Origin of the sequence: Streptomyces sp. NPDC005784, from assembly GCF_042871525.1 — a bacterium.
Taxonomy (GTDB): Bacteria; Actinomycetota; Actinomycetes; order Streptomycetales; family Streptomycetaceae; genus Streptomyces.
Map to the genome: position 1 here is coordinate 1 of NZ_JBIAIQ010000029.1, position 22,872 is coordinate 22,872.

The 22,872-nt window shown below is 69.7% G+C and carries 15 protein-coding genes and 3 pseudogenes; 4 read left to right on the forward strand and 14 right to left on the reverse strand.

What is annotated here, in order from left to right; translation table 11 throughout:
* A pseudogene (locus ACFYR3_RS33050) lies at positions 1-1,039 on the reverse strand (IS1380 family transposase); the annotation flags it as partial.
* A 490-nt stretch (positions 1,040-1,529) separates the two neighbouring features.
* On the opposite strand from ACFYR3_RS33050, the gene ACFYR3_RS33055 reads away from it, so the two are divergent.
* Entirely contained in the window at positions 1,530-2,750 is a 1,221-nt protein-coding gene (locus ACFYR3_RS33055) for a metallophosphoesterase (RefSeq protein WP_389285597.1), read from the forward strand.
* A gap of 271 nt (positions 2,751-3,021) precedes the next feature.
* On the opposite strand, the gene ACFYR3_RS33060 is transcribed toward ACFYR3_RS33055, so the two are convergent.
* The 5 genes from ACFYR3_RS33060 to ACFYR3_RS33080 all read right to left on the reverse strand — a co-directional run bounded on the left by ACFYR3_RS33060 (position 3,022) and on the right by ACFYR3_RS33080 (position 8,110).
* Positions 3,022-3,636 (reverse strand): flavin reductase family protein, encoded by a 615-nt coding sequence (locus ACFYR3_RS33060; RefSeq protein WP_356783079.1) that lies wholly within the window; start codon positions 3,634-3,636, stop codon positions 3,022-3,024.
* Positions 3,637-3,719: 83 nt separating this feature from the next.
* A complete protein-coding gene (locus tag ACFYR3_RS33065; protein ID WP_389285599.1) occupies positions 3,720-3,932 on the reverse strand; it encodes an acyl-CoA carboxylase epsilon subunit in 213 nt (70 codons plus the stop codon).
* 38 nt (positions 3,933-3,970) lie between these two features.
* Complete coding sequence (locus ACFYR3_RS33070) at positions 3,971-5,554, reverse strand: acyl-CoA carboxylase subunit beta (RefSeq protein ID WP_389285601.1); 1,584 nt, start codon at positions 5,552-5,554, stop codon at positions 3,971-3,973.
* Positions 5,555-5,744: 190 nt separating this feature from the next.
* Entirely contained in the window at positions 5,745-6,551 is an 807-nt protein-coding gene (locus tag ACFYR3_RS33075; protein WP_356783084.1) for an AfsR/SARP family transcriptional regulator, read from the reverse strand.
* A 131-nt stretch (positions 6,552-6,682) separates the two neighbouring features.
* Positions 6,683-8,110 (reverse strand): MFS transporter, encoded by a 1,428-nt coding sequence (locus ACFYR3_RS33080; RefSeq protein WP_389285603.1) that lies wholly within the window; start codon positions 8,108-8,110, stop codon positions 6,683-6,685.
* 155 nt (positions 8,111-8,265) lie between these two features.
* Between ACFYR3_RS33080 and ACFYR3_RS33085 the strand changes: the two genes are divergently transcribed.
* The gene (locus ACFYR3_RS33085; RefSeq protein WP_389285605.1) at positions 8,266-9,183 is read left to right on the forward strand and encodes a LysR family transcriptional regulator; all 918 of its coding nucleotides are present in this window, start codon (positions 8,266-8,268) and stop codon (positions 9,181-9,183) included.
* A gap of 24 nt (positions 9,184-9,207) precedes the next feature.
* On the opposite strand, the gene ACFYR3_RS33090 is transcribed toward ACFYR3_RS33085, so the two are convergent.
* From ACFYR3_RS33090 to ACFYR3_RS33125, 8 genes and pseudogenes are all read right to left on the reverse strand, one after another.
* A complete protein-coding gene (locus ACFYR3_RS33090; protein WP_389285607.1) occupies positions 9,208-9,450 on the reverse strand; it encodes a hypothetical protein in 243 nt (80 codons plus the stop codon).
* Complete coding sequence (locus ACFYR3_RS33095) at positions 9,447-10,055, reverse strand: VOC family protein (protein ID WP_389285609.1); 609 nt, start codon at positions 10,053-10,055, stop codon at positions 9,447-9,449. Before ACFYR3_RS33095 ends, ACFYR3_RS33090 begins: the two co-directional genes overlap by 4 nt.
* 40 nt (positions 10,056-10,095) lie before the next feature.
* Positions 10,096-11,244: an AMP-binding protein gene (locus ACFYR3_RS33100; RefSeq protein WP_389285611.1), complete on the reverse strand. Its 1,149-nt coding sequence runs from the start codon at positions 11,242-11,244 to the stop codon at positions 10,096-10,098.
* A 5-nt stretch (positions 11,245-11,249) separates the two neighbouring features.
* Positions 11,250-11,768: an AMP-binding protein gene (locus tag ACFYR3_RS33105; RefSeq protein ID WP_389285613.1), complete on the reverse strand. Its 519-nt coding sequence runs from the start codon at positions 11,766-11,768 to the stop codon at positions 11,250-11,252.
* A 130-nt stretch (positions 11,769-11,898) separates the two neighbouring features.
* Complete coding sequence (locus ACFYR3_RS33110; RefSeq protein ID WP_389285615.1) at positions 11,899-16,416, reverse strand: acyltransferase domain-containing protein; 4,518 nt, start codon at positions 16,414-16,416, stop codon at positions 11,899-11,901.
* Positions 16,417-16,449: 33 nt separating this feature from the next.
* Positions 16,450-16,512, reverse strand: a pseudogene (locus ACFYR3_RS33115) (hypothetical protein); the annotation flags it as partial.
* A gap of 61 nt (positions 16,513-16,573) precedes the next feature.
* Positions 16,574-17,224 (reverse strand): annotated as a pseudogene (locus ACFYR3_RS33120) (polyketide synthase); the annotation flags it as partial.
* A gap of 71 nt (positions 17,225-17,295) precedes the next feature.
* The gene (locus ACFYR3_RS33125) at positions 17,296-19,323 is read right to left on the reverse strand and encodes an FAD-dependent monooxygenase (protein ID WP_389285617.1); all 2,028 of its coding nucleotides are present in this window, start codon (positions 19,321-19,323) and stop codon (positions 17,296-17,298) included.
* Positions 19,324-19,927: 604 nt separating this feature from the next.
* On the opposite strand from ACFYR3_RS33125, the gene ACFYR3_RS33130 reads away from it, so the two are divergent.
* Complete coding sequence (locus ACFYR3_RS33130; protein WP_355838760.1) at positions 19,928-21,010, forward strand: hydrogenase expression protein HypE; 1,083 nt, start codon at positions 19,928-19,930, stop codon at positions 21,008-21,010.
* Positions 21,011-21,064: 54 nt separating this feature from the next.
* A complete protein-coding gene (locus ACFYR3_RS33135; protein WP_355838758.1) occupies positions 21,065-22,846 on the forward strand; it encodes a nickel-dependent hydrogenase large subunit in 1,782 nt (593 codons plus the stop codon).
* Positions 22,847-22,872 lie beyond the last annotated feature (26 nt).

The window sequence follows — 22,872 nt, forward strand, 5'->3', positions numbered from 1 at the left end:
TTCCAGGTCCGTGATCTTCCCGCCCGACGTGTTGGTGGCGAAGCAGGTGAGCCGTAGTCCGTCGGCATCGGTGAAGCGCAACTGGGCGCCGGGATACGGCCGTTCCTTGCGGACCACCAGCCGCATCCCCGTGGGCCAGCCCTTGAGGACATCGCCGTCGAGCTCGGCGGTCCAGGCGCCCTCGCGGATCTCACCGCCCGGTTCGACGGCGGGTGTCCAGGCGGAGACCGGGACCTTCAGCACGGCCTGATGGATGGCGTCGGTGATGGTCATCCCGACCGAGTACGACAGCCACCTCCCACGCTGCGAGAGCCAGGCCAGGAACTCGTGAGTACCGCCTGCGGAGTCGGTGCGAATCAGTGTGGAGCGGCCTCGCCGATGCCGTTTCGGGAGCTGGGCCAGGGCGAGTTGGGCAGTGGTGATGTGGTCGGCCGCGGTGTTGCTGCCCGCGTTCCCCGGCCGGAGCAGGGCCGCGACCAGGCTCTCCGGTGCCGCCGCTTCCGTGATCGACGAAGCCCATCAGCGGGTGGTGGCCGAAGGACTTCTTCCAGGTCGCTGCCGCGTCCTGCTTCTCGTCGTGCGCCAGCACCAGCACCCCGTCCAGGTCCACGATCACCTCGCCTGCGGCATCCGGCGCCGACGTCCCGGCCAACTTCCATACCCGCTGGCGCACTTCGGCCCGCGCGGCTCGGATCGCGTGAAGGGCCTTCGGCCCGGCCGCGGCGAGGGTGTCGATGAGCCGCGAGACGGTCGGGTCGGAAGCCACCGGCCCGAACACCGCCGGCTCGGCCCGCAGCATCCCCACATCGGCCAGGCAGTCCCCGCCGAGCGCGACCGCCAGGGCCACATCCAGCAGCGTCTTCCCCGGATCGTGCACCGCCCGCGGCTTGCGCCAGGGTGCCAGAGCCGCAGATATCGCCTGGTCCAGCCCAGCCTTACGGCCCGTCTCCACCAGCAGGACGCCTCCCGCCTGCGAGACCACCGCCCGGCCACCACCCTCGACACGGACACGCGGGTAGGACCCGATACGCTTCTTCACCTGGGAAGTGCCTCCGACGGTGGCAGGAACAAGGACCTCGACAATCCTCATTCTTGCTGGTCAGAGGCACTTTTCGTTTATCTGACCACCCGTCGGACATCAGGCTTCATGAAAGCACGGGTCAGTACATCTAGTGCCCCTGCCCGCTCCTCCCCCAGGTTGCACGAGCACGTGCATGACCGGCTGTCCGGACGGATACCGGCGCCTGATGGGACACCGGTTGCACGGCCCCGTGACGCCTGAGTGGAAGAGGCGGAACAAGCCCCATCGCCATGACCGCAGGCGGGCGACGGCATGGAGTCAGGAGCAGATCACCCACCGGCCTGCGGATTCGCCGTGTGTCAGGTCCGGGAGAAGCCGAGCGCAGGCGTCAATCCCGGCCTGTGCCTGGCCCTGGAGGCCGAAGAGCTTGGCGTGAACGCCCGTCCGGTCGGCCCGAGGACGACCGGATACAGTGCGCGAGACGGCAGCCTGGTCAGTGAGGGGAAGCGTGACCGACACCAGCAACACCCGATCCGCCGACAGTGAAGCGCAAGCGCCGCGGCAGAGCCGACTGCACCGCCTGATGCGCTACATCCCGCTGATCGCCCCCGTCCTGCTGTGGGCCGTGCCCTGCTGGGTACTCCTGCACACCGGCCAGCACTGGTCGCTGCCCGTCACGCTGGTCGGCACCGCCCTGTTCGCCCTCGGCCTCATCGGTATGCCGCTCGCGATGGTGCGCGGCCACGGCCGGCGTCAGCAGGACCGGGCGGCGATAGTCGGTGACACCCTGCTGGGCGCCAGCTGGGTTCTGTTCACCTGGTCCGTTCTGCTCGGCGTCCCCTTGCGACTCGCCCTGACCGTGGCCGGCGTCGACGACAGTCAGGACCGGGCCCGAATTGCCACTTGGGCCGTCCTCGGCGTAACCGCCGTACTGCTCTCCTGGGGGTACTTCGAGGCCCGCCGCGTGCCACGCGTGCGCCGACTCGACGTGCAACTCCCGCGGCTGGGTGCCGGGTTGGACGGCATCCGCGTCGTCCTCATCACAGACACCCACTACGGCCCGCTCGATCGCGCCCGCTGGTCGGCGCGGGTGTGCGAGACGGTGAACACTCTGGAAGCCGACCTGGTCTGCCACACCGGCGACATCGCGGACGGCACGGCCGAACGCCGACGCGCCCAGGCCGCCCCACTCGGTACCGTGCGGGCCACCCGGGCCCGCGTATACGTCACCGGCAACCACGAGTATTACAGCGAGGCCCAGGGCTGGGTCGACCTGATGGACGAGCTGGGCTGGGAACCGCTGCGCAACCGCCATCTGCTGCTCGAACGCGGAGGCGACACCCTCGTGGTCGCCGGCGTGGACGACGTCACAGCCGAGTCCTCCGGCCTGGCGGGCCACCGCGCCCACCTCGCTGGAGCCATGAACGGCGCCGACCCCGACCTGCCCGTCCTGCTCCTGGCACACCAGCCCAAGTTCGTCGACCGAGCGGCAGCCGACGGCATCGACCTCCAGCTCTCCGGCCACACCCACGGCGGCCAGATCTGGCCCTTCCACCACCTGGTCCGCATCGACCAGCCCGCCGTCGCCGGCCTGAGCCACCACGGCACCCGCACCCTCCTCTACACCAGCCGCGGCACCGGCTTCTGGGGCCCGCCATTCCGCGTCTTCGCCCCCAGCGAGATCACCCTGCTCGTGCTCCGCTCCCCGCACGTGCCCACCTCGCCGTAGCACTGGGCGGGCCGGCACATCCGTTCGGAGCTGTCCACGAGCTGAGGGGTGCGGCGTCGCCAGATGACCAGGCTCGTCTCGCCCAGGCCCTGATCAGGGCCTACGCCGTACGCTGACCCTCACGGCAGGCCTTGACCTGTTCGACCGCACCCCTGGCACGAGGCCTGTCCTTGTGCCAAAGGGTGTCCCCTCCGGTCGAATTGAGCACGCCGGCGCAAATCCGAGCGTCAGTACGCGGCGACTCCGTGCCGTCGTTCCTTCGCGTCCTCGGCTAGGACGACGGCGACCCGGACCAGTCCGCGTAGCGGACGCGTTCGATCTCGCGCACCGCATCCAACGTTCCCCACTCGTCCTTGCCCAGCCGGGCCAACGGTCGCAGTCGGTCGATCTCGGGATGCCCGTTGACGAGGACCTTCTGGTCGACGGCCGCGTGGACCACGCGGCCGAAGACGACGGTGGAGTCACCCAGCCGCACGGTGCTGTGCAACGTGCATTCCAGTACGGCCGGTGAACCGGCGACGCGGGGCGGCCCGACCCGAAGACTCGGCTCGCGCTCGATGCCGAGGACATCGAACTCGCTGACCCCCCGGGGGAAATCCGTGCTCGTGGCGTTGATCGCCTCGAAGTGCTCCTCACCGGCGAAGTTCACGACGAACTCTCCGGTCTCCTCGACGTTGCGGAGCGTGTCCTTGCGCCGAACCGAACTGAACTGCACGATCGGTGGCTCCACACACGCGATGGTGAAGAACGAGTGGGGCGCCAGGTTGTCCACACCATCAGCACCGATCGTCGATATCCAAGCGATCGGCCGGGGCACCACCAGAGCTGTCAGAAGTCGGTAGAAGGCGTGAGACGTCAACTCGTCCGGGTCGAAAGCATTTCGCATCCCACCATTGTCGGTTGCCTGACCTGCCGATCCGCACGAAGGGGCGGCGCCCGCAGAGCGAGTTCGCTGCCGAGTCCCCACGGCTAACGCCAACTGACAGGGTTGCGGTAGCTGGTGACGCGCTCGAGACGACGCCAGCGAGCCTGGGGGCGGCGGTCGTCGTGCGCGGAGCGCGACTGCGCGGGGCGCCGGGCCGCGGCTGCGCGGGCCAGCAGGACGGCGGCGAGCGCGGCGAGTTCGTCGTCGGCCGGCTCGCCCTTGACGATCTGGACCATCGGCATCGTGGCGGAGGTCATCGTTGCCTTCCTCGATACTTGGGCCCGGCATTTGACGGTTACTGCGGGGGGTTTCCGTGCTTGCGGGCCGGCAGGTCCGCGTGCTTGGTACGGAGCATCTGCAGGGAGCGGATCAGCACCTCGCGGGTCTCGGCCGGGTCGATCACCTCGTCGACGAGGCCTCGCTCGGCGGCGTAATAGGGGTGCATCAGCTCGTCCTTGTACTGCTGCACCATCTCCGCGCGCTTGGCCTCGGGGTCGTCGGCGGCGGCGATCTCGCGGCGGAAGATGACATTGGCGGCACCTTCGGCTCCCATGACCGCGATCTCGTTGGTGGGCCAGGCGAAGGCCAGGTCCGCGCCTACGGAACGCGAGTCCATGACGATGTACGCGCCGCCGTATGCCTTGCGCAGCACCAGGGAGATGCGCGGCACGGTGGCGTTGCAGTACGCGTACAACAGCTTGGCCCCGTGGCGGATGATGCCGCCGTGCTCCTGGTCCACGCCGGGCAGGAAACCCGGCACGTCCAGCAGTGTCACCAGTGGAATGTTGAACGCGTCGCACCACTGCACGAACCGCGCGGCCTTTTCCGACGCGTGGATGTCCAGCACACCCGCGAGCGACTGCGGCTGGTTGGCGACGATGCCGATGACCTGGCCGTCCATGCGGGTGAGCGCGCAGATGACGTTGGTGGCCCAGCGCTCGTGGATCTCCATGAACTGGCCGTCGTCGGCGAGCTCCTCGATGACCTTGCGCATGTCGTACGGGCGGTTGCCGTCCGCCGGCACGAGATCGAGCAGCGCCTCGCAGCGGCGTTCGGCCGGGTCGTCGGTCAGCTCGACCGGCGGGGTCTCCCGGTTGCTCTGCGGCAGCATCGACAGCAGGAAGCGGACCTCCTCCAGGCAGCTGCGCTCGTCGTCGTAGGCGAAGTGCGCCACACCGGAGACCTCGGCGTGCACGTCCGCGCCGCCGAGCCCGTTCTGGGAGATCTGCTCGCCGGTCACGGCCTTGACCACGTCCGGTCCGGTGATGAACATCTGCGATGTCTCACGGACCATGAACACGAAATCCGTCAGCGCCGGACTGTAGGCCGCGCCGCCCGCGCACGGGCCGAGCATCACCGAGATCTGCGGGATCACACCGGACGCGCGGGTGTTGCGCTGGAAGATGCCGCCGTACCCGGCCAGTGCGGTCACGCCCTCCTGGATGCGGGCGCCGGCGCCGTCGTTGAGGGAGACCAGCGGGGCCCCGGCCGCGATGGCCATGTCCATGATCTTGTGGATCTTCTGCGCGTGGGCCTCGCCCAGCGCGCCGCCGAAGATCCGGAAGTCGTGCGCGTAGACGAACACCGTGCGGCCGTGGACAGTGCCCCAGCCGGTGATGACGCCGTCGGTGTAGGGCTTCTTCGCCTCCAGGCCGAACCCGGTCGCCCGGTGCCGGCGCAGCGCCTCCACCTCGTTGAACGAGCCCTCGTCCAGCAGCAAGGCGATCCGCTCGCGCGCCGTCAGCTTGCCCTTCGCGTGCTGCGCCTGCGTCGCCGCCTCACTCGGCCCCGCCAGCACCCGCTCTCGCAGGGCCGCCAGTTCCGCCGCTCTCGCACCAGCGCCCCGAACGGCGATCGGCCCGTCGAGTAGTGAAGTCATGGCTCTCCTGATCTGCGTGAAGTGGCCAGTGGGAAGAACTGCCGCCGGCCGGGCCCTGACGGATACGGGGGCTCCCAGGGCCCGGCCGGCGCTCACGGGTCGCGCGATGACGGGGACATCGACACGACCTCGGATCAGGGCACCCCCCACGACCCGGCAATCCGCTGCCCATGGATCGGGTGCGGGGTGTTCACGCGGACTCCCGCTCGCCCTGGTATCCGCCGAGTTCGTCGTTGGCGCTGATGTAGAGGTTCTCGGCCGTCAGGACGTCGCGCTGAAGATGCCACAGCCGCGGCGACGGCTCCACGCCCAACTCCCGCCGCAGTGACGCGCGCACCCGGCTGTAGGCGGCCAGCGCCTGGTCCCGACGGCCGGACCGGTGCAGGGCGAGGATGTACTGCGCGTGAAGGTACTCATGCAGGGGATACCGGGCCGTGAGCGCGCTCAGCTCGCTCACCACGCTGCGGTGCCTCCCGATGCGCAGCTCGGCTTCCATGCGCCCTTCGGTCGCCCCGATGCGCATCTCCTCCAGACGCGCTGCTTCGATCGCCAGGTGGGGACCGGGTGGTAGATCGGTGAAGGGGCCGCTGCTCCAGAGGCTCTGCGCCATGCGGAAGGCGTCAACAGCGCCTTGGAATTCCCGTGCGGCGGCAAGCCGGTGGCCCACGTGCACGTGCCGCTCGAAGGCGTTCGCGTCCAACCCGTCCGCGGCAAGCTCTATCTGGTAACCCCCGTCGCGCGTGATCACGACTCGCTTGGCGTCCACGCCGACGCAACTGATCCGCTTACGCAGGGCCAGGACATAGGTCTGCAGGGCGGTGACCGCGCTCTTGGGCGGCCCGTCTTCCCAGATCTCCTCGATCAACTGATCGTTGGAGACCATCATTCCCCCGGACAGCGCAAGCAGAGCCAGAATGCGGCGCTGCTTGAGAGCCGTCGGCAGCACAGAGACGTCGCCTATTCGAGCGCTCAGAGTTCCCAGGACGTTGACGTGCAACGGTTTCTCCCCCCACCAGGTCCGAACACGGACGATCAGACGGTCAATTTCATGCCCTTGCTCGCGGCTCGGATGCGCTTCTCTGGTTGGTTGTGTGCCGGCGGGGGTGACCGCCGGCACACGCGGGCCGGCTAGGCCGCCTGGCGGTTCCGTCCGATGAAGGAGACGGACAGCACCAGGCCGAGCAGGAGCGCGGCCGTGACGACGATCAGCGCGGTGCGGCTGCCTCCCGCGGAACCTTCGGCAGCGTGGAGCACCGAACCGAGCACGGCGACTCCCACGACGGCGCCGGTCTGGCGCGCCGAGTTGAGCGCCCCGGACCCGATGCCCACCTGCTCTTTCGGGGTGGACGACACAGTGGCCACCACCAAGGAGGGAATCGCGAAGGAAACGCCGAACCCGAAGACCAGCAGGCCCAGGCCGATCAGCACGGTGTGCACGGCGCCGGTGCCGGTCACGGCGGCAGCGAGGACACCCGCTCCGACCGTCAGCAGTGCGAAGCCGAGAACCGACGGCTTCCTGGGGCCTGACCGGGCAACCAGACGGCCCGTGTAGATGGGGTTGAAGGCCGTCGGCAGCGTGAGCGGCAGGAAGGCGCATCCGGCCAACAACGCGGACAGGCCCCGCGCCTGCTGGAAATAGAGGGACATCACGAACAGCAGTCCGGAAAGGCCGAAGTTGACCAGCAGGCCGTTGAGAACACTGACCGAGAAGGTGGTGTTGCGGAAGAGCACCAGCGGGAGCATCGGGCCGCGCGGCCCGGCCGGCCGGCGCTCCACGACCAGGAAGACCGCTCCGGCCACGACGGCGAGGGCAAGCGCGGCCAGCACCGGCGCCGAACCCCAGCCGAGGTTCTCGCTCTGGATCACACCGAACGTCAGTCCGGCGAGCGCGAGCACCGCGCTGATCTGACCGGGCAGATCCACCCCGCGGCTGGTGTTCGGCGTCGTCTCCGGCGCGAAGGCACGCGTGATGAGCACGCTGGCCAGCGCCACGGGAACGTTGATGGCGAAGATGCTGCGCCAACCGAGGGTGTCGGTGAGCACACCTCCGAGTACGGGGCCCGCGGCCAGCGCCGCTCCGGTGATGGCCGCCCATGAGCCGAGCGCGCGGGCGCGTTGAGCCGGTTCGGTGAAGGTGGTGGCGATGACGGCCATGGACGAGGGAAGCAGCGCCGCACCCGCGACACCGAGCAGGGCGCGCATGGCGATCAACGCACCGAGGTTCGGCGAGAACACGGTGAGCAGCGATGCGAGGAGGAAGGCCCAGGTGCCGACGATGAAGACCCGGCGGCCGCCGAAACGGTCCGACAAAGCGCCCATCGTGAGCAGGAGCGCCGCGAAGGTCAGGGTGTAACCGTTGACCACCCACTGCAGCCCTGAGAGTCCACCTCCGATGTCGCTGCGGATGGCGGGCAGCGCCACGTTCACGACACTGGTGTCGAGGAGAACCATGAAGTAGCCGAGCGAAAGACCGATCAGTAACAGCCGTCGACGCGAGGGGTTCTCGGCGAGTGCCTCGGCGGACGCGTTGGCGGCCTGCGTAGTTGGCGCAGCCATGACATTGCCTTTCGTGAAGCCGGAACGGCCGCGATGGAGGAGGGTGGCCGTCCAGGGGTTGGGACTGAAGCCTGACAAGATCGGAAGCGGATCGGAAACGGGAGCTTCCGATGGCATCATCGGGAGAGCCAATACCAACGGTCGGGAGCAGGAACATGCAGCTGCGGCAGCTCAGTACGTTCCGCACCGTGGCCGACGCACTGAACGTGACACACGCTGCCGAGCGGCTGAACTACGCGCAGTCGAGCGTGACGGAACAGATCAAGGCGCTGGAACAGGACCTGGGAGTCCGCCTGTTCGAGCGTTCCAACCGCGGCCTGCGCCTCACCCCGGCCGGACACCGCCTGGTCGACTATGCCGAGCGGATGCTCTCCCTCGCCGAGGAGGCCAGGGCCGCGGTCACCGAACTCGGCATTCCTGGAGGAGAGTTGTTGATCGGGGCTCCGGAGACGCTGTGCGTCTACCGGCTCCCCTCACTACTCACCCGCTTCCGCGAAGACTGCCCGAAGGTGCACGTGGTACTCCGCCCCGGCAACCGGAAGGAGTGCCGCAATGGCGTCCATGAGGAGACGCTCGACCTCTGCTTCACCTTCGGCACACCTCCGGACCACCCTGATCTGGAGAGCATGCCGCTCCTGCCCGAACCGGTCGTCGTGGTGGCACCCAAGGACCACCCGCTGACGCGACAGGAACTGGTGACCAACGCCGACCTCGCGGGCGTCGACTTCCTCGTGACCGAGCCGGGCTGCAGCTACCGGATGATGTTCGAGGAGGCGCTGGGATCGAACCCGGGTCCCCGCCCTCGAGTCGCGGCGGAACTCACCAGCATCGGCGCCCTGCGGACGTGCGTCGCGGCGGGCATGGGCTTCGCCTTGCTGCCGCAGATAGCCGTCGCCGCGGATCTGGCCCGGGGCGCGGTCGGACTGGTGCCGTGGCGGGGCCCCCACTACGAGGCCCCGATCCACGCGACCTGGCGGCGCAACGCTCAGCACGCCCCAGGACTGCTGCCCTTTCTGGACGCCACGCGAACGCTCCTGGGCCCGCGCCCCACGACGGGCCAGGCCCAAGGGTGAGGCTCGGACGGCGAGTTCGTCCGCTCACTCCTCGGCCAGCAACAGCAGGTCGTCGTCCAAGGTGACCAGCTGTCCCTGGAAACCCGCGGTCAGGGCCGCGAACCAGACCGCCGGCCGGGCGCCCACCTGTGCCCGCTCGATCTGCAACGGCCCTGCCGTGGTCACCTCGACGTAGTCACCGCCACGGCTGACGCTCATGTTCTGACGATCGGCGGCCTCGATGAAGGCGGCGAACTCAGGGATGTCGAGTACGTACAGCGTGGTCATCGGTTCTGCTCCTCCGTGTGGGCGCGGGACAGCTCTCCCTTACGGCGCCACATCTCCGTAACCGTCGGCTTCCCGTTCCGGCTGACGTCCGAGAGGGCCCTCAGGGTCAGCTCGGCATCGCGGGCGTCGATCGGCTCGAAGGGGCGCAGCGGGCGGGTGATCTCAAGCTGAATGCCGTTGGGGTCGTCGAAGTAGATCGACTCCAGCAGTTCGTGGGCCAGGAGCGGGGTGACCCGCACGCCGTGCGCCTTGAGCCGGGCGCGCCAGTCGAGCAGTTCCTGCTCCGTGTCGACGTGCAGGGCGAGGTGTCGGGACCGGTGCATCAGGTCGCCGGGCTGCTCTTCTTCGGGGAGCCCGAAGTAGTAGAAGAACGCCAGGTGGTCGCCCTTGCCGAGGGCGAAGAAGAAGTGAACGAAGTCGGGGAACGTCTCGCTCACCCAGCCGGTGGCGGTGATCGCGTGGACCAGGGGCAGGCCGAGCACGTCCCGGTAGAAGCGCACGGTCTCCTCGGGCTTCCAGGTCACCCTGGCGAGGTGGTCCGCACCCTTCAGGCGGAGCGAGGCCAGCTCCGGTGGCAACACGACCTCGGGGGCTTGGTCAGTCATGGATCGACTCCCTTTGCGATTGACAGGTCTGCTCGGTCGGTCAGGCGATGCGTCCGAGAGGGGTCACTTCGGGGCCCCGCGTGACTGCGAAGAGGTCCAGCAACTGCTTGCGGTCGACCTTGCCGACTGCCGTCAGTGGCAGGGCCGGCGAAAGCCGTAGCTCGTCCGGGTACTTGAAAGCCGCGACCCCACGTTCTCGGAAGAGCGCTCGGATGTGCGCGAGCGTCGGTTCCGCGCCGGGCGCGGGCACCACGCACACTCCCAGGCATTCGCCCAGTACGGGGTGGGGTAGCGCGACGGCGGCGGCGACGGCGACCCCGGGCACCACGCGGACGAGGTCTTCCACCTCGTCGATCGCGATCTTCTCGCCGCCGCGGTTGACCTGGTCCTTGATCCGCCCCTCGACCACCAGGTTGCCGCTGGGGTGGCGGCGCACCAGATCGCCGGAGCGGTACCAGCCGTCCGGGGTGTAGGCCCGGGTGTTGTGATCCGGCGCACGGAGGTAGCCGCGCGGTGTGTAGGGGCCGCGCGTCAGCAGCTCCCCGGTCTCCCCCTCCTCGACGGGCCGGCCGTCCGCGTCGACGATCAGGACCTCGTCGGCCTCGGAGATCGGTCGGCCCTGTGTGGTGCTCACGACGAACGGGGGGTCGGTCAGCCGGGTGTAGTTGAGCAGGCCCTCGGCCATGCCGAACACCCGCTGAAGGGTGCAGCCCAATGCCGGGGCGAGGCCGCGGGCCAGATCGGCCGGCAGTACCGAACCCCCGACCTGCAGCACACGCAGGCTCTCCAAATCGGGGCCGGCCGAGTCGGCGGCTCCCAGCCAGGTACGGGCCACCGCCGGGACCACGGACGTGGCGGTGACCCGCTCCCGGGCCAGTTCGGGGAAGGCGATCTCGGCGCGCGGCGAAGGACACATGACGACCCGCCCGCCGACGGACAGGGCGCCGAGCACCCCCGGGCAGCCCAACGCGAAGTTGTGGGCCACCGGCAGCACCGCGAGATAGACGGTCTCCACGTCGAAACCGCAGACCTCCGCGCTCCGACGGACGTTGTACTCGTAGTCGTTGTGGGTCCGCGCGATGATCTTCTGAAGACCGGTCGTCCCTCCGGAGAGCAGGAAGAACGCAACCTCCTCCGGTTCCGGCGCCAACGCGTCCAGCCGGGAGCGGCGCTCCATGGCTCCGGGCATCGGGCTCAGCATCGCCGAGAGGTCCAGGTGCCCGGGCTCCGGCTCGCCGCCAAGGACCAGGACCGGACAGCTGACCTGGCGATCCGCGGCGATCCGCGCGGCCAGGGACTGGTGGTCGAAGCCGCGCAGGGGTCCGGCACCACGATCGCCGCGACCTCCGCGAGATCCGCCAGATAGGCGAGTTCGTGTTCGCGGTGCGCGGGCAGCGCCAGCAGCGGCGCCACCCCGATCCGCTGGCAAGCCAGGAACAGGCCGAGGAACTCCCAGCAGTTGGGCAACTGCACGAGCAGGTTGTCGCCGTTCCTCATGCCCAGCCCGAGCAGGCGCTCCGCCAGCGAGTCCACCCGTTCGGCGACTTCGCGGTAGCTGAGCCGGACCGAGCCGTCCACCACGGCGGTGCGGTGGCCGTAACGGTCGGCCCAGGACCATACCCAACCCCCCAGCGGCTGCCGCCGCCACAGTCCCGAGGCGACATACCGGTCGGCGGCCTCCTGAGGCCAGCCGACCACACCGGTGCGAATCATCTTCTCCCCTCCTTCGTGGGTGCCGCCCGGCCCGCAGCCCATGAGAGCCGGGCGGCACCCACGGTCCAGTCGTCCAGCGGGCCGGCCGTACCGGAGCCCGCTGGGGCGGTGAGACGGGCGGACGAAGCGGTCAGCCGACGAGCGGCTCGATCAACTCCGGCTCCGGCGGCTGTGCCTGCGCCTCCTCGTTGCTCGCTTCCTGGAGCAGCTCGAACAGGAAGTCGCCTATGGCAGCGACGGTGGGCCGGTCCCAGAGCAGGGTGCTCGGCAGGGAGAGCCGGAAGATCTTCTCCAGCCGGCGCCGGATCACCACCGTCATCACCGAGTCGAGGCCCATCTCCATCAGCGGGCGTCGTACGTCGAAGGTGTCCGGATCGAACCTCAGCTCCCCGGCGACCTGGGCGCGGACGTCGTCCACGAGATAGCCGCGCAGCTCCTCGGGGGCCAGCTCGGCCCACTCCGTCTCCACCTGGCCGAGCACGTCGGCATCCGGAACCGCGAGGTCGGCGAGCAGTCGGGGACGCTCCGCCCCGGGTTCCGGTGGCAGGATCCGCATGACCGCCGCGTGAGGCAGGTCGAACCGGGAGACGAACGCCCAGCTGCGGAAGGCCTCGGCAGCCGATATGTCCGCGGTGCCGCGAGCCGCCAACTCGATGTCGATGAGTTCCGAGGATGTCGACATGCCCAGGCCGCGCCACGAGGTCCAGGCCACGCTCAGGGTGCGGTCGCCGAGGGCGGAACGGTGCCAGGCCAGCGCGTCCAGGAAGGCGTTGGCCGAGCCGTAGCTGGCCTGGCCCGGCAGGCCGAGGAGCTGCCCGCAGGAGGAGAAGAGGACCATGAAGTCCAGGGCTCCGACGGGGAAGGTCTCGTGCAGGGCCAGGGCCCCTCCGGCCTTCGGGCGCAGCACGGTGGTCAGCGACGCCTCATCGACATCGACGGCCATCCGGTTGTCGAGCACGCTGGCCGCGTGCACAACGCCGCGGATCGGTGGCAACCCCAGGGTCTCCGGGTCGAGCGCGGCGGACAGGGCCTCGCGGTCGGCGACGTCGACGGCGACCGTCCGCACGGTGACGCCGAGCCCTTCCAGCACCTTTACCGCCTCGGCCCGTCGGCGCGTCGCCGGGTCCGTGATCGCGGCCCACTGCGAGCGCGGCGGCAGCGCGGTCCGGCCCGCCAGCACGATGCGCCGTGCGCCTCGGCTCGCCAGCCAGGTGGCGACCTCCAGGCCCAGCACGCCAAGGCCGCCGGTGACGAGGTAGGTGGCGTCGGCGCGGCACTCCAGCGCGGCGTGCTCCGGCTCGCGCTCGACGGCGACCAGCCTCGGAACCTCGCGCAGGGCTCCACGCAGGGTCACCACCTCGTCGCCGGGTCTCTCGCCGGAATCCTCGCGGACCAGGTCGACCAGGGCGGCCAGTTCCTCCTCCGTCGGCCGCGCCGAGAGGTCGACGACCCCGGCGAACAGGTCCGGGTGCTCACCGGCCAGCACCCGGCCGAGACCCCACAGCACCGCGTCCCCCAACGCCTCCTGGTCCAGGCTTTCGCGTACGCCGCGCGTCACCGCACGCACGATCGGACGCCGACCGGGCTCCTGCCGAGCCAGGCCCTGCACAGTGCGGGTGAGCAGCCAGGAGGCGGCGACGGCGGCCGCGGCCGGCTCCCTGTCGCGGTCGGGAACGACGAGGACGGCGGTGTCCGGGCCTACGGCCTCGAGTTGTTCCGGATCGGCGGCGAAGCGCCAGGGGAAGCCGACACGGGAGAAGCCTTCACCGATCCGCTGCGCGGCCTGTGCGTCGCCGAGCAGCACCACCTCGGCAGGAGGCCGCTCTCCTGCGGGTTGCTCCACGGCCCGCCAGGACAGCTCACTCACCAGGCGGCGCGGGCTCGCGGTCGCACCGGGGTCGCCGTCGAGGACGCCGTAGCGGAGACCACCGAAGCGGGCGAGCACCTCGCCGTCGAGTGCGGCGATCAGCACGTCCACGGTGTCCACCGCGGCCAGGCCGTCGACGCAGCGCACGTGCAGCACGACCTCGGCCGGGCAGTCGCCGAAGACGGCGACCTCGCGGATATGAGCCGGCATACGCAGGATCGGACTGCCGGGGAAGGTCACCGAGGCGATGGACAGCGCGGCATCGAGGACGCTCGCCCAGGAGGGCGGCGGGGTGCCGTCCGGGGACGCGCTGACCACGGCCGCCAGCTCACCGTCGCCACCTCGCATCTCGTGCACCTGCCAGGGGAACCCCATGGCGGCCACACCGATCGCGGCGAGCCGGTCGATGACGTAGTCCTCGGGCAGCGGCACCGGGCAACGCGACCGCACCTCGTCCAACTCCACTCGGCGGGACCCGACCTGGATTGTCGGCGAGACCACCGCGGAGGTGTGCGTGAGCCAGGAGGCATCGGCGTCGTCCTCCTCCGCGCCGACGATGCGCGACGCCAGGCGCAGCGCGCCCTCCTGGAGCACGACCTGCACCTCACGCGGGGTGCTGACGGCCACCGGCACGCGGAGGTTGACCTCGGCCAGGCCGGGGAAGGCGGCTCCGTCCGCGGCGGCGGTGAAGAACGTGTTCAGCAGCACCGTCGCGGGGATGATCTCCACGCCCTGGACCGGGTGGTCGCCCGGATAGGGGCGGGAGCTCTCGTCCAGGTAGGTCTGCCAGAGCCGCGAGGGCGTTGTGCCATTGACGGTGACCGGGCGGCCGAGGAGCGTGTGGCTCAACGGGTCATGCTGGCCCCCGCCGAGTTGCGCGGCCGGCGCCGAGCGATACCAGAACGGCCGGTGCTGCCAGGCGCGGACCGGCAGGTCGACCAGACGGCCCCGGACGGCCGCGGACCAGTCGACCGGAACGCCGTGGCTGAACAACACGGCGGCGTTGCTCAGTAATATCTCCAGCTCCGGCTTGTTCCGCCGGAGCGAGTGCGCGACGACGACATCCTCGACGCCGCTCTCACTCAGGGTTTCCACGATCGAGTGCGCGACCACGGGGTGGGCGGATATCTCCAGGAAGGCACGGTGACCGTCCTCGGCCGCGGCCTGGACAGCGCTGCCGAAGCGGACCGGGTTGCGCAGGTTGGCCGCCCAGTAGTCGCCGTCGCGCGGGGCGGTGCCGCGCGGGTCTGCGAGTGCCGTGCTGTAGACGGGGATCACGGGCTCGTTCAGCGCCAGGTCGTGGGCCGCGCGGCGCAGTTCGTCCAGGAGCGGGTCCATGTGGGCGCTGTGGAACGCGACGTCGGAGGCGACCCTGCGGACGGTCAGGCCCTGCGCCTCCCACTCCGCGGCGACCGCCGCGACCGCTTCGACGCCGCCGGCCGCCACGGTGGAGCCCGGGGAGGCGGCGATCGCGGCGCTGACGTCCGCGCGGCCTGCCAGGCGCGCCGCGACCTCGTCGAAGGGCAGGCCGACCATGACCATCGCCCCCCGGCCCGCGACCCGGCGCAGCAGTACGGAGCGGCGGCAGATCAGCCGGGAGCCGTCGAGCAGGCTCAGGATGCCGGCTTCGACCGCCGCGGCGAGCTCACCGACCGAGTGACCGATCACGGCCGACGGCCGCAGCCTCCGCGACCGCCACACGGCGGACAGCGCCACCTGCATGGCAAAGATCATCGGCTGGATCCGGTCCACGTCGACGAGGTCACCGTCGAGCAGGACCTGGCGGGGCGAGAATCCGATCTCCTCCAGGAAGACGGGCTCGATCTCGTCCAGCACGGCGGAGAACACCGGCTCGCGCTCCAGGAGCTCGCGGCCCATGCCGATCCACTGGGCGCCGTGGCCGGAGAAGACCCAGACCGCGTCGCCGGCCGCGGGCAGGACGGCGCCCGTCTCCACACCGTCTCCGGGGCGCTGTTCGGCCAGGGCGGTGAGCCGCTCGACCGCCTGCTTCCGGTCGGCCGCCACGACGGCGGCCCGGGACTGGAGGTGGTCGCGGTGCCCGGACAAGGTCGCCGCGACATCGGCCAGCGGGGCCTCCGCGCCGGTCCCGGTCAGCCACTCGGCAAGCCGTCCGGCCTGGGAGCACACGCCCGCCTCGGTGGCCGCCGACAGGGGTAGGAGCAGTGGGCCCGTCTGGCTCTCGGTCTGCTGACCACGCGTCGGGGCGGGCGCCTCCTCCAGGATCAGGTGGCTGATCGTCCCGCCGTAGCCGTAGCCGGAGACACCGGCCCGGCGCGGGTGGCCGCTCACGGGCCAGGGGGTGGGTTCGGTGACCACCTTCAGCCCCGCCTCGTCCCACCGGATGGCGGGGTTGGGGGTGGTGAAGTAGTCGGCCTGCGGCGGGATCTCGCCGTGGTGCAACGCGAGCACTGCCTTGATGAGTCCTGCCACACCCGCGCCGGCCTCCAGGTGCCCGACGTTGGGCTTCACGGAGCCCACCAGGCACGGCCGGTCGGCCGGGCGCGGGCCGAAGACTTGAGCCATGGCTCCGACTTCGATCGGGTCACCGGCTCGGGTGCCGGTGCCGTGGGCCTCGACGTAGTCGATGGTTGCGGGGTCGATGCCGCAGGAGCGGTAGGCCTGACGCAGCAGATGCGCCTGCGCCTCCTCACTGGGCGCCATGATGCCGTTGGTGCGGCCGTCCTGGTTGACGGCGCTGCCCCAGATGACGGCGAGGACGCGGTCCCCGTCGCGCTGGGCGTCGGAGAGGCGCTTGAGCACGACAACGCCGGCGCCCTCGCCGCGGCCGTAGCCGTCCGCCGAGGCGTCGAAGGACTTGCTGCGCCCGTCCGGTGAGACCGCCCCGGCGGCGTCCAGGGACCATGGTCAGCCCCGGACCGGCCATGATGTTCACGCCGCCCGCGAGCGCCACCGGGCACTCGCCCGAACGCAGGGCCTGGCAGGCGAGGTGGAGCGCGACCAGCGACGCGGAGCAGGCGGTGTCGACCGCCAGGCTCGACCCGCGCAGGTCCAGCGTGTAGGAGATACGGTTGGCGACCGCGCAGAAGGCGGCACCGATCCCGGTCCAGGCCTCGATCCGGGGCAGGTCCTCCAACATCCGGCGCCCGTAGTCGTCGGAGCCGACGCCGATGAAGACGCCCGCATCACCACCGGCCAGCGAGCGCGGCCGGATCCCGGCGTGTTCCAGGGCCTCCCAGGCGACCTCCAGCACGATGCGCTGCTGGGGGTCCATCAGCTCCGCCTCACGTGGCAGGATGCCGAAGAAATCGGCGTCGAAACCCTCGATGTCATCGAGGAAGCCACCGTTCCGGGTCACCTTGCGCAGGGTCGCGGCGTTCTGCGGACTGGCCTCCGCGTAGGACTCCCAACGCTCCGGCGGCACTTCGCCGATGCCGTCGCGGCCCTCCATGGGAAGCCGCCAGTACTCTTCGGGCGAGTTGGCGTCACCGGCAAAGCGGCAACCCATGCCGATGACGGCGACGGGCTCCGGCGTTCTCTCGCCGAAGTTTGCCGACTCGGCGCCGTTCGACTGGTGTTGGACCCCGTCGTGCTCGTGGAAAACACTCATCCGGACATACCTCCACTCGGTTGGACCTGGCTGTGGTTGTGAGCGGTCGGGCGGCGAGAGGGCTGATGACGTCAGCAGGGCGGCAGAGCCACCTGCCGGGACGCGACGGCGTCCACGCGGCCGGCGACGAGCGCCGTGTGCAGACGGGTGGGCCAGTTGTCGGCCGCGTGCCCCGGGGCGTCGAGGGCCCAGCCCGCGGGGGCGTCGATGATCAGGGGCAGCCCGGACGCGGTGCGGAGCCGGTCGGCCAGCTCGACGACTGTGGTCCAGCTGTCCTCCTCCGCCCAAGCGGTCGGCTCCGCCGCGGCGGCATGCCCTGCCAGGCGCAGGTAGACGGCCACGACGCCGGTTGCCGCCGCGGCCGACGCGCAGCGGGACAAGGCGTCGGTCTCTTCTCGGGTGGGAGGTCCCGCCGGACAGTGCAGGCCGAGTAGCAGCCGGCGGTCGTCATCCCGCCCGGGCAGTGCCGCGAGGGTCCGGCCGAAGGTCTCGGGGTCCACCCGGTCGGCAAGCAGAACGAGCAGCGGCATGCCGTGGACGGGGGCGCCGTGCGGCTTCCCTACGTCCTCACAGTCCACGATGGCTCCGAGTGGTACGCCGTTGCGCCCGGCGTCACGGACCGCCTCCCGCCATTCCTTGCTCCCTCCGGAAACCGGTCCGACCCCCGCGCCGGCCCCGGCGCTCTCCTGCCGGGAGGCACGGCTCCAGTCGGCAAGTACGAGACCGTTCCCAGCGAGTGCCTGCGCCACACAGGAATCCGCCTGGCCGGGGGAAGGAGGCACCACGCTCACCATCCGATTGCGCAGCACCCGTTCGCCGAGCCGGAGGGGGAAGGCCACCGCATGCGGGGTCCGGCCTTCGGACGCCGGCGCGAGAGCACCGACCGCCGATCGCTCGGACGATCCGGCTTCGACGACGAAGGCCGACTCCGCCGCGGCGATCCGCTCCGGGTGTCGCCGGCGCAGTCCCGCCAGACCGATCGCCGGAGTGCGGGTCAGAAAGTGGAAGCCGAACCTCTCCGGGTTCTCATCGGCCCGTTGCGCGAAGGACTCCCACCAGCGCATGCTCGGCGCCGCCCAGCCCTGCGTCCGCGCCACCTGCGGCCGGCGCGCCACCTCGTAGGACTTGAAGGCCGGGGCCGGATCGACGGCCGGGGCCACCTGGGAGCGGCTGGAGCCGTGCCGCCCGCCCAGAGCGTCGGCCAGGCCGATGGCGTCCTCCATCGCGAGCTTCGTGCCCGAGCCGACGGAGAAGTGCGCGGTGTGCGCGGCATCTCCGAGAAGCACCAGGTTTTCGTGCCACCAGACCCGGTTGTGGACCACCCGAAAGTTCGCCCAGCGACTGTTGTTCACCAGCAGCGGATGCCCCTTGAGATGGTCGGCGAAGACCTCCTCCATCAGCTGCTGGGAATACTCATCACTTCCTCCCGGACCAATCGACCGTTCTGTGGAGACATCCATTCCGGCGGCTCGCCAGGCTTCCTCGTCGGTCTCCACGATGAAGGTGCTGAGTCCGTCGGCGAAAGGATAGGTATGTGCGGCGAAAACTCCGAATACGGTCTTCACGAACGGGAACGTGACACGCTCCATCGGCGCCGTCGTCCCGTACCAGATGAATTTTGCCGAACCTTGCTCGATCTCGGTCCCGAAAATCTCCTTGCGAGCGTCCCTGGTTTCCGATCCGACGCCGTCGGCAGCCACGACGAGCTGATGCTCGGAGCAGAGCTCCGCCGCGTCCGCGACGGTGAGGAAGTCGAGCTGGGCGCCGCTGGCCTCAGCCTGCTCCCGGAGGATGTCCAGCAGCACACGTCGGGCGATGGCCGTGAACCCGTACCCGCCGTACCGAATTTCCCGCCCGCCGATGCGAACCTCCATGTCACGCCACGAGCGGCTGGCCGCGACGATCCGGTCATGCGTCTCGGGGTCCGCCGCGCGCAGGGCCGACATCGTCCGGTCGGAGAAAACGATCCCGAATCCGAATGTGGCCCCCAGGGGGTTACGCTCACACACGCGGACCCGTGCAGCTATTCCCCGCATCAGCAGAAGGCGAGCCAGAAACAACCCGCCCGGCCCTTCTCCGATTACGCCGACATCAAGCATTCTTCCAACTCCAGACCACTGGACGAACGATCACTCGATTTGCCGCGAGATTGAGTGTCGCCGACCGGGATCAAGCGGCACTCAAGCGCGGATCAAGCGGTCTTCCAGCGCTCCGTCGGAAACGGTTCCGGGATCGCAAAGGCAGGACCAGGGCCCGGTGGTCGATACTTCGCGCTCGACCGAATGACGGGGGCTCGCGTTTCCCGGACGGGCGTCGACCGCTGATTTCAAACGCGATTCACAGCTTCTGATGTTCGGCATGGACTTCGCGCGAGGTCCGGTAAACCCATCGCTGAGTAAAGGCGTTGGGGATTGTACCGGAATTCGATGTGCTGATCTTTTTTGGGTGCGTTTGACGACCACCCGATATGCGATCAGACCGGGTGCATCGTGACTCGGACTCGCCGGCTGTTGAGCTGGAGCGGCGTCGTTCGCGGGCGACCGATCGGCGCTGTCACGTCGACCGACGGCCGGTTGCCCGCCGCGACAGTGCGTGGGGGCGATAGGGCCCGTTCGCACTTACCGTCACCCCTCCCGGGCGGTAACCATAGGGAAGGCCGCTTGGCCAGTTATGACCTGAATGAGCTGATTCCCAGGAGGGCTCATGAACGCCCCGACCGCGACGACGGCCGATCCCGCCGCGCAGGACGACGCGCAGGAGGACCCGACCGTCCACATTCTCTGGATCAACGCGGGGCTGAGCTGCGACGGGGATTCGGTCTCGTTGACCGCCGCGACCCAGCCGAGCATCGAGGAGCTGGCGCTCGGTGCCCTGCCAGGACTGCCCAAGGTGGCGGTCCACTGGCCCCTGATCGACTTCGAGTGCGGGCCCGTGCAGGGCGCTGACAATTTCGTCGAGTGGTTCTTCAAGGCAGACCGGGGCGAGCTGGAGCCCTTCGTGCTGGTCGTCGAGGGATCCATACCGAACGAGCGGGTCAAGCCGGAGGGCTACTGGTGCGGCTTCGGGGACGATCCGGAGACGGGTCAGCCGATCACGACCAGTGAGTGGCTGGACCGGCTCACCCCCAAGGCGCTCGCAGTCGTCGCCATCGGGACCTGCGCGACGTACGGCGGTATCCATGCGATGGCCGGCAATCCGACCGGCGCGATGGGAGTGCCGGACTATCTGGGCTGGGAGTGGAAGTCCAAGGCGGGCATTCCGATCGTCTGTATCCCGGGCTGCCCCGTGCACCCGGACAACGCCTCCGAGACCCTGCTCTATCTGCTGTACCAGGCGGCGGGCGCGGCGCCCATGATCCCGCTGGACGAGGAGCTGCGGCCGACCTGGCTGTTCGGCGCCACGGTGCACGAGGGCTGCGACCGCGCCGGGTACTACGAGCAGGGGCAGTTCGCCACCGAGTACGGATCGCCGGAGTGCCTGGTCAAGCTCGGCTGCTGGGGCCCGGTCGTCAAGTGCAATGTGCCGAAGCGCGGCTGGATCAACGGCGTGGGCGGCTGCCCGAACGTCGGCGGGATCTGCATCGCCTGCACCATGCCGGGCTTCCCCGACAAGTTCATGCCGTTCATGGACGAGCCGCCGGGCGGCCATGTGTCCGCGACGGCTAGCGGTATCTACGGATCGGTCATACGGCGGCTGCGGAACATCACCGCGAGGACCGTCGACAAGGAACCGAAGTGGCGCGGCAAGGGCGAGGAGCTCACGACCGGCTACAAGGCCCCGTGGTGACCACGGTTACCCACCCGCTGAGCAGGACACTCGACAGGAAGGTGGCGCGGCACCATGGCGACGGCGACGAACAAGCCGGCCGGTGACGGCCTCACGGAGATGTCGTGGGACCCGATCACCCGCATCGTGGGCAGTCTCGGCATCCACACCAAGATCGACTTCAAGGCGAAGCGGGTCGCGGAGTGCTACAGCACCTCGTCCGTCTTCCGCGGGTACAGCGTGTTCATGCGCGGCAAGGACCCGCGCGACGCGCACTTCATCACCAGCCGGATCTGCGGCATCTGCGGCGACAACCACGCGACGTGCTCGGTCTACGCCCAGAACATGGCGTACGGCGTGGCACCCCCGCACCTCGGCGAGTGGATCATCAACCTCGGCGAGGCCGCGGAGTACATGTTCGACCACAACATCTTCCAGGAGAACCTGGTCGGTGTGGACTACTGCGAGCGGATGGTCCGCGAGACCAACCCCGGCGTGCTCGAACTCGCCGAGCGCACCGAGGCCCCGCACGCGGCCGATCACGGCTACCGCACGATCGCCGACATCATGCGCTCGCTCAACCCGCTGGAGGGCGAGTTCTACCGCGAGGCGCTCCAAGTGAGCCGCTACACACGGGAGATGTTCTGTCTGATGGAGGGCCGCCATGTGCACCCCTCCACGCTCTACCCGGGCGGCGTCGGCACGGTCGCGACCATCCAGCTCTTCACCGACTACCTGACCCGGCTCACCCGCTACGTGGAGTTCATGAAGCGGGTCGTCCCGCTCCACGACGACCTCTTCGACTTCTTCTACGAGGCACTGCCCGGCTACGAGGAAGTGGGCAGACGCCGGGTGCTGCTGGGGTGCTGGGGCGCGCTGAACGACCCGGAGTACTGCGACTTCCAGTACGCCAACATGGAGAACTGGGGCCGGCGGATGTTCGTCACCCCGGGCGTCATCGTGGACGGCAAGCTGGTCACCAACAGCCTCGTCGACATCAACCTCGGCATACGCATCCTGCTCGGCAGTTCGTACTACGAGGACTGGTCGGGCATGGAGAAGTTCGTCGAACGGGACCCGCTCGGCAACCCCGTCGACGAACGGCACCCGTGGAACCAGCACACCATCCCGGCCCCGCAGAAGCGGGACTTCGAGGACAAGTACAGCTGGGTCATGTCTCCCCGCTGGTTCGACGGCACCGACCATCTGGCCCTGGACACCGGCGGCGGCCCGATCGCGCGGCTGTGGTCCACGGCGCTGTCCGGACTCGTCGACATCGGCTACATCAAGGCCACCGGGCACAGCGTGCAGATCAACCTGCCACGCACGATGACCAAGCCGGAGATGGCGCTCGAGTGGAAGATCCCTCAGTGGAGCAACGCCCTCGAACGCAACCGGGCCCGCACCTACTTCCAGGCGTACGCCGCCGCTGCCGCCCTCCACTTCGCGGAGCGGGCGATGGAGGAGGTGCGCGCCGGACGCACCCAGACCTGGGAGAAGTTCGACGTGCCGGACGAGTCGATCGGCTGCGGCTTCACCGAGGCCGTCCGGGGTGTGCTCTCCCACCACATGGTGATCAGGGACGGCAAGATCGCGAACTACCACCCGTACCCGCCGACGCCGTGGAACGGCAGCGTGCGCGACAGCTACGGCACACCCGGCCCGTACGAGGACGCGGTGCAGAACACCCCCATCTTCGAGGAGAACCCGCCCGAGAGCTTCAAGGGCATCGACATCATGCGGGCCGTCCGCAGCTTCGACCCGTGTCTGCCGTGCGGCGTGCACATGTACGTCGGCGGCGGGAAGACCGTCCAGCAGACACACATGCCGACGGGGCTGAGCGGACTGGCGGTCTGACCTTCCCCAGGATCCGACCTTCCCCA

Bases quoted from the DNA above. Each gene is read 5' to 3' on its own strand.
- ACFYR3_RS33060 (WP_356783079.1), bottom strand. From the start codon at position 3,636: ATGCGAAATGCTTTCGACCCGGACGAGTTGACGTCTCACGCCTTCTAC.
- ACFYR3_RS33065 (WP_389285599.1), bottom strand. From the start codon at position 3,932: ATGACCTCCGCCACGATGCCGATGGTCCAGATCGTCAAGGGCGAGCCG.
- ACFYR3_RS33070 (WP_389285601.1), bottom strand. From the start codon at position 5,554: ATGACTTCACTACTCGACGGGCCGATCGCCGTTCGGGGCGCTGGTGCG.
- ACFYR3_RS33080 (WP_389285603.1), bottom strand. From the start codon at position 8,110: ATGGCTGCGCCAACTACGCAGGCCGCCAACGCGTCCGCCGAGGCACTC.
- ACFYR3_RS33085 (WP_389285605.1), top strand. From the start codon at position 8,266: ATGCAGCTGCGGCAGCTCAGTACGTTCCGCACCGTGGCCGACGCACTG.
- ACFYR3_RS33090 (WP_389285607.1), bottom strand. From the start codon at position 9,450: ATGACCACGCTGTACGTACTCGACATCCCTGAGTTCGCCGCCTTCATC.
- ACFYR3_RS33095 (WP_389285609.1), bottom strand. From the start codon at position 10,055: ATGACTGACCAAGCCCCCGAGGTCGTGTTGCCACCGGAGCTGGCCTCG.
- ACFYR3_RS33100 (WP_389285611.1), bottom strand. From the start codon at position 11,244: ATGCCCGGAGCCATGGAGCGCCGCTCCCGGCTGGACGCGTTGGCGCCG.
- ACFYR3_RS33105 (WP_389285613.1), bottom strand. From the start codon at position 11,768: ATGATTCGCACCGGTGTGGTCGGCTGGCCTCAGGAGGCCGCCGACCGG.
- ACFYR3_RS33125 (WP_389285617.1), bottom strand. From the start codon at position 19,323: ATGCTTGATGTCGGCGTAATCGGAGAAGGGCCGGGCGGGTTGTTTCTG.
- ACFYR3_RS33130 (WP_355838760.1), top strand. From the start codon at position 19,928: ATGAACGCCCCGACCGCGACGACGGCCGATCCCGCCGCGCAGGACGAC.
- ACFYR3_RS33135 (WP_355838758.1), top strand. From the start codon at position 21,065: ATGGCGACGGCGACGAACAAGCCGGCCGGTGACGGCCTCACGGAGATG.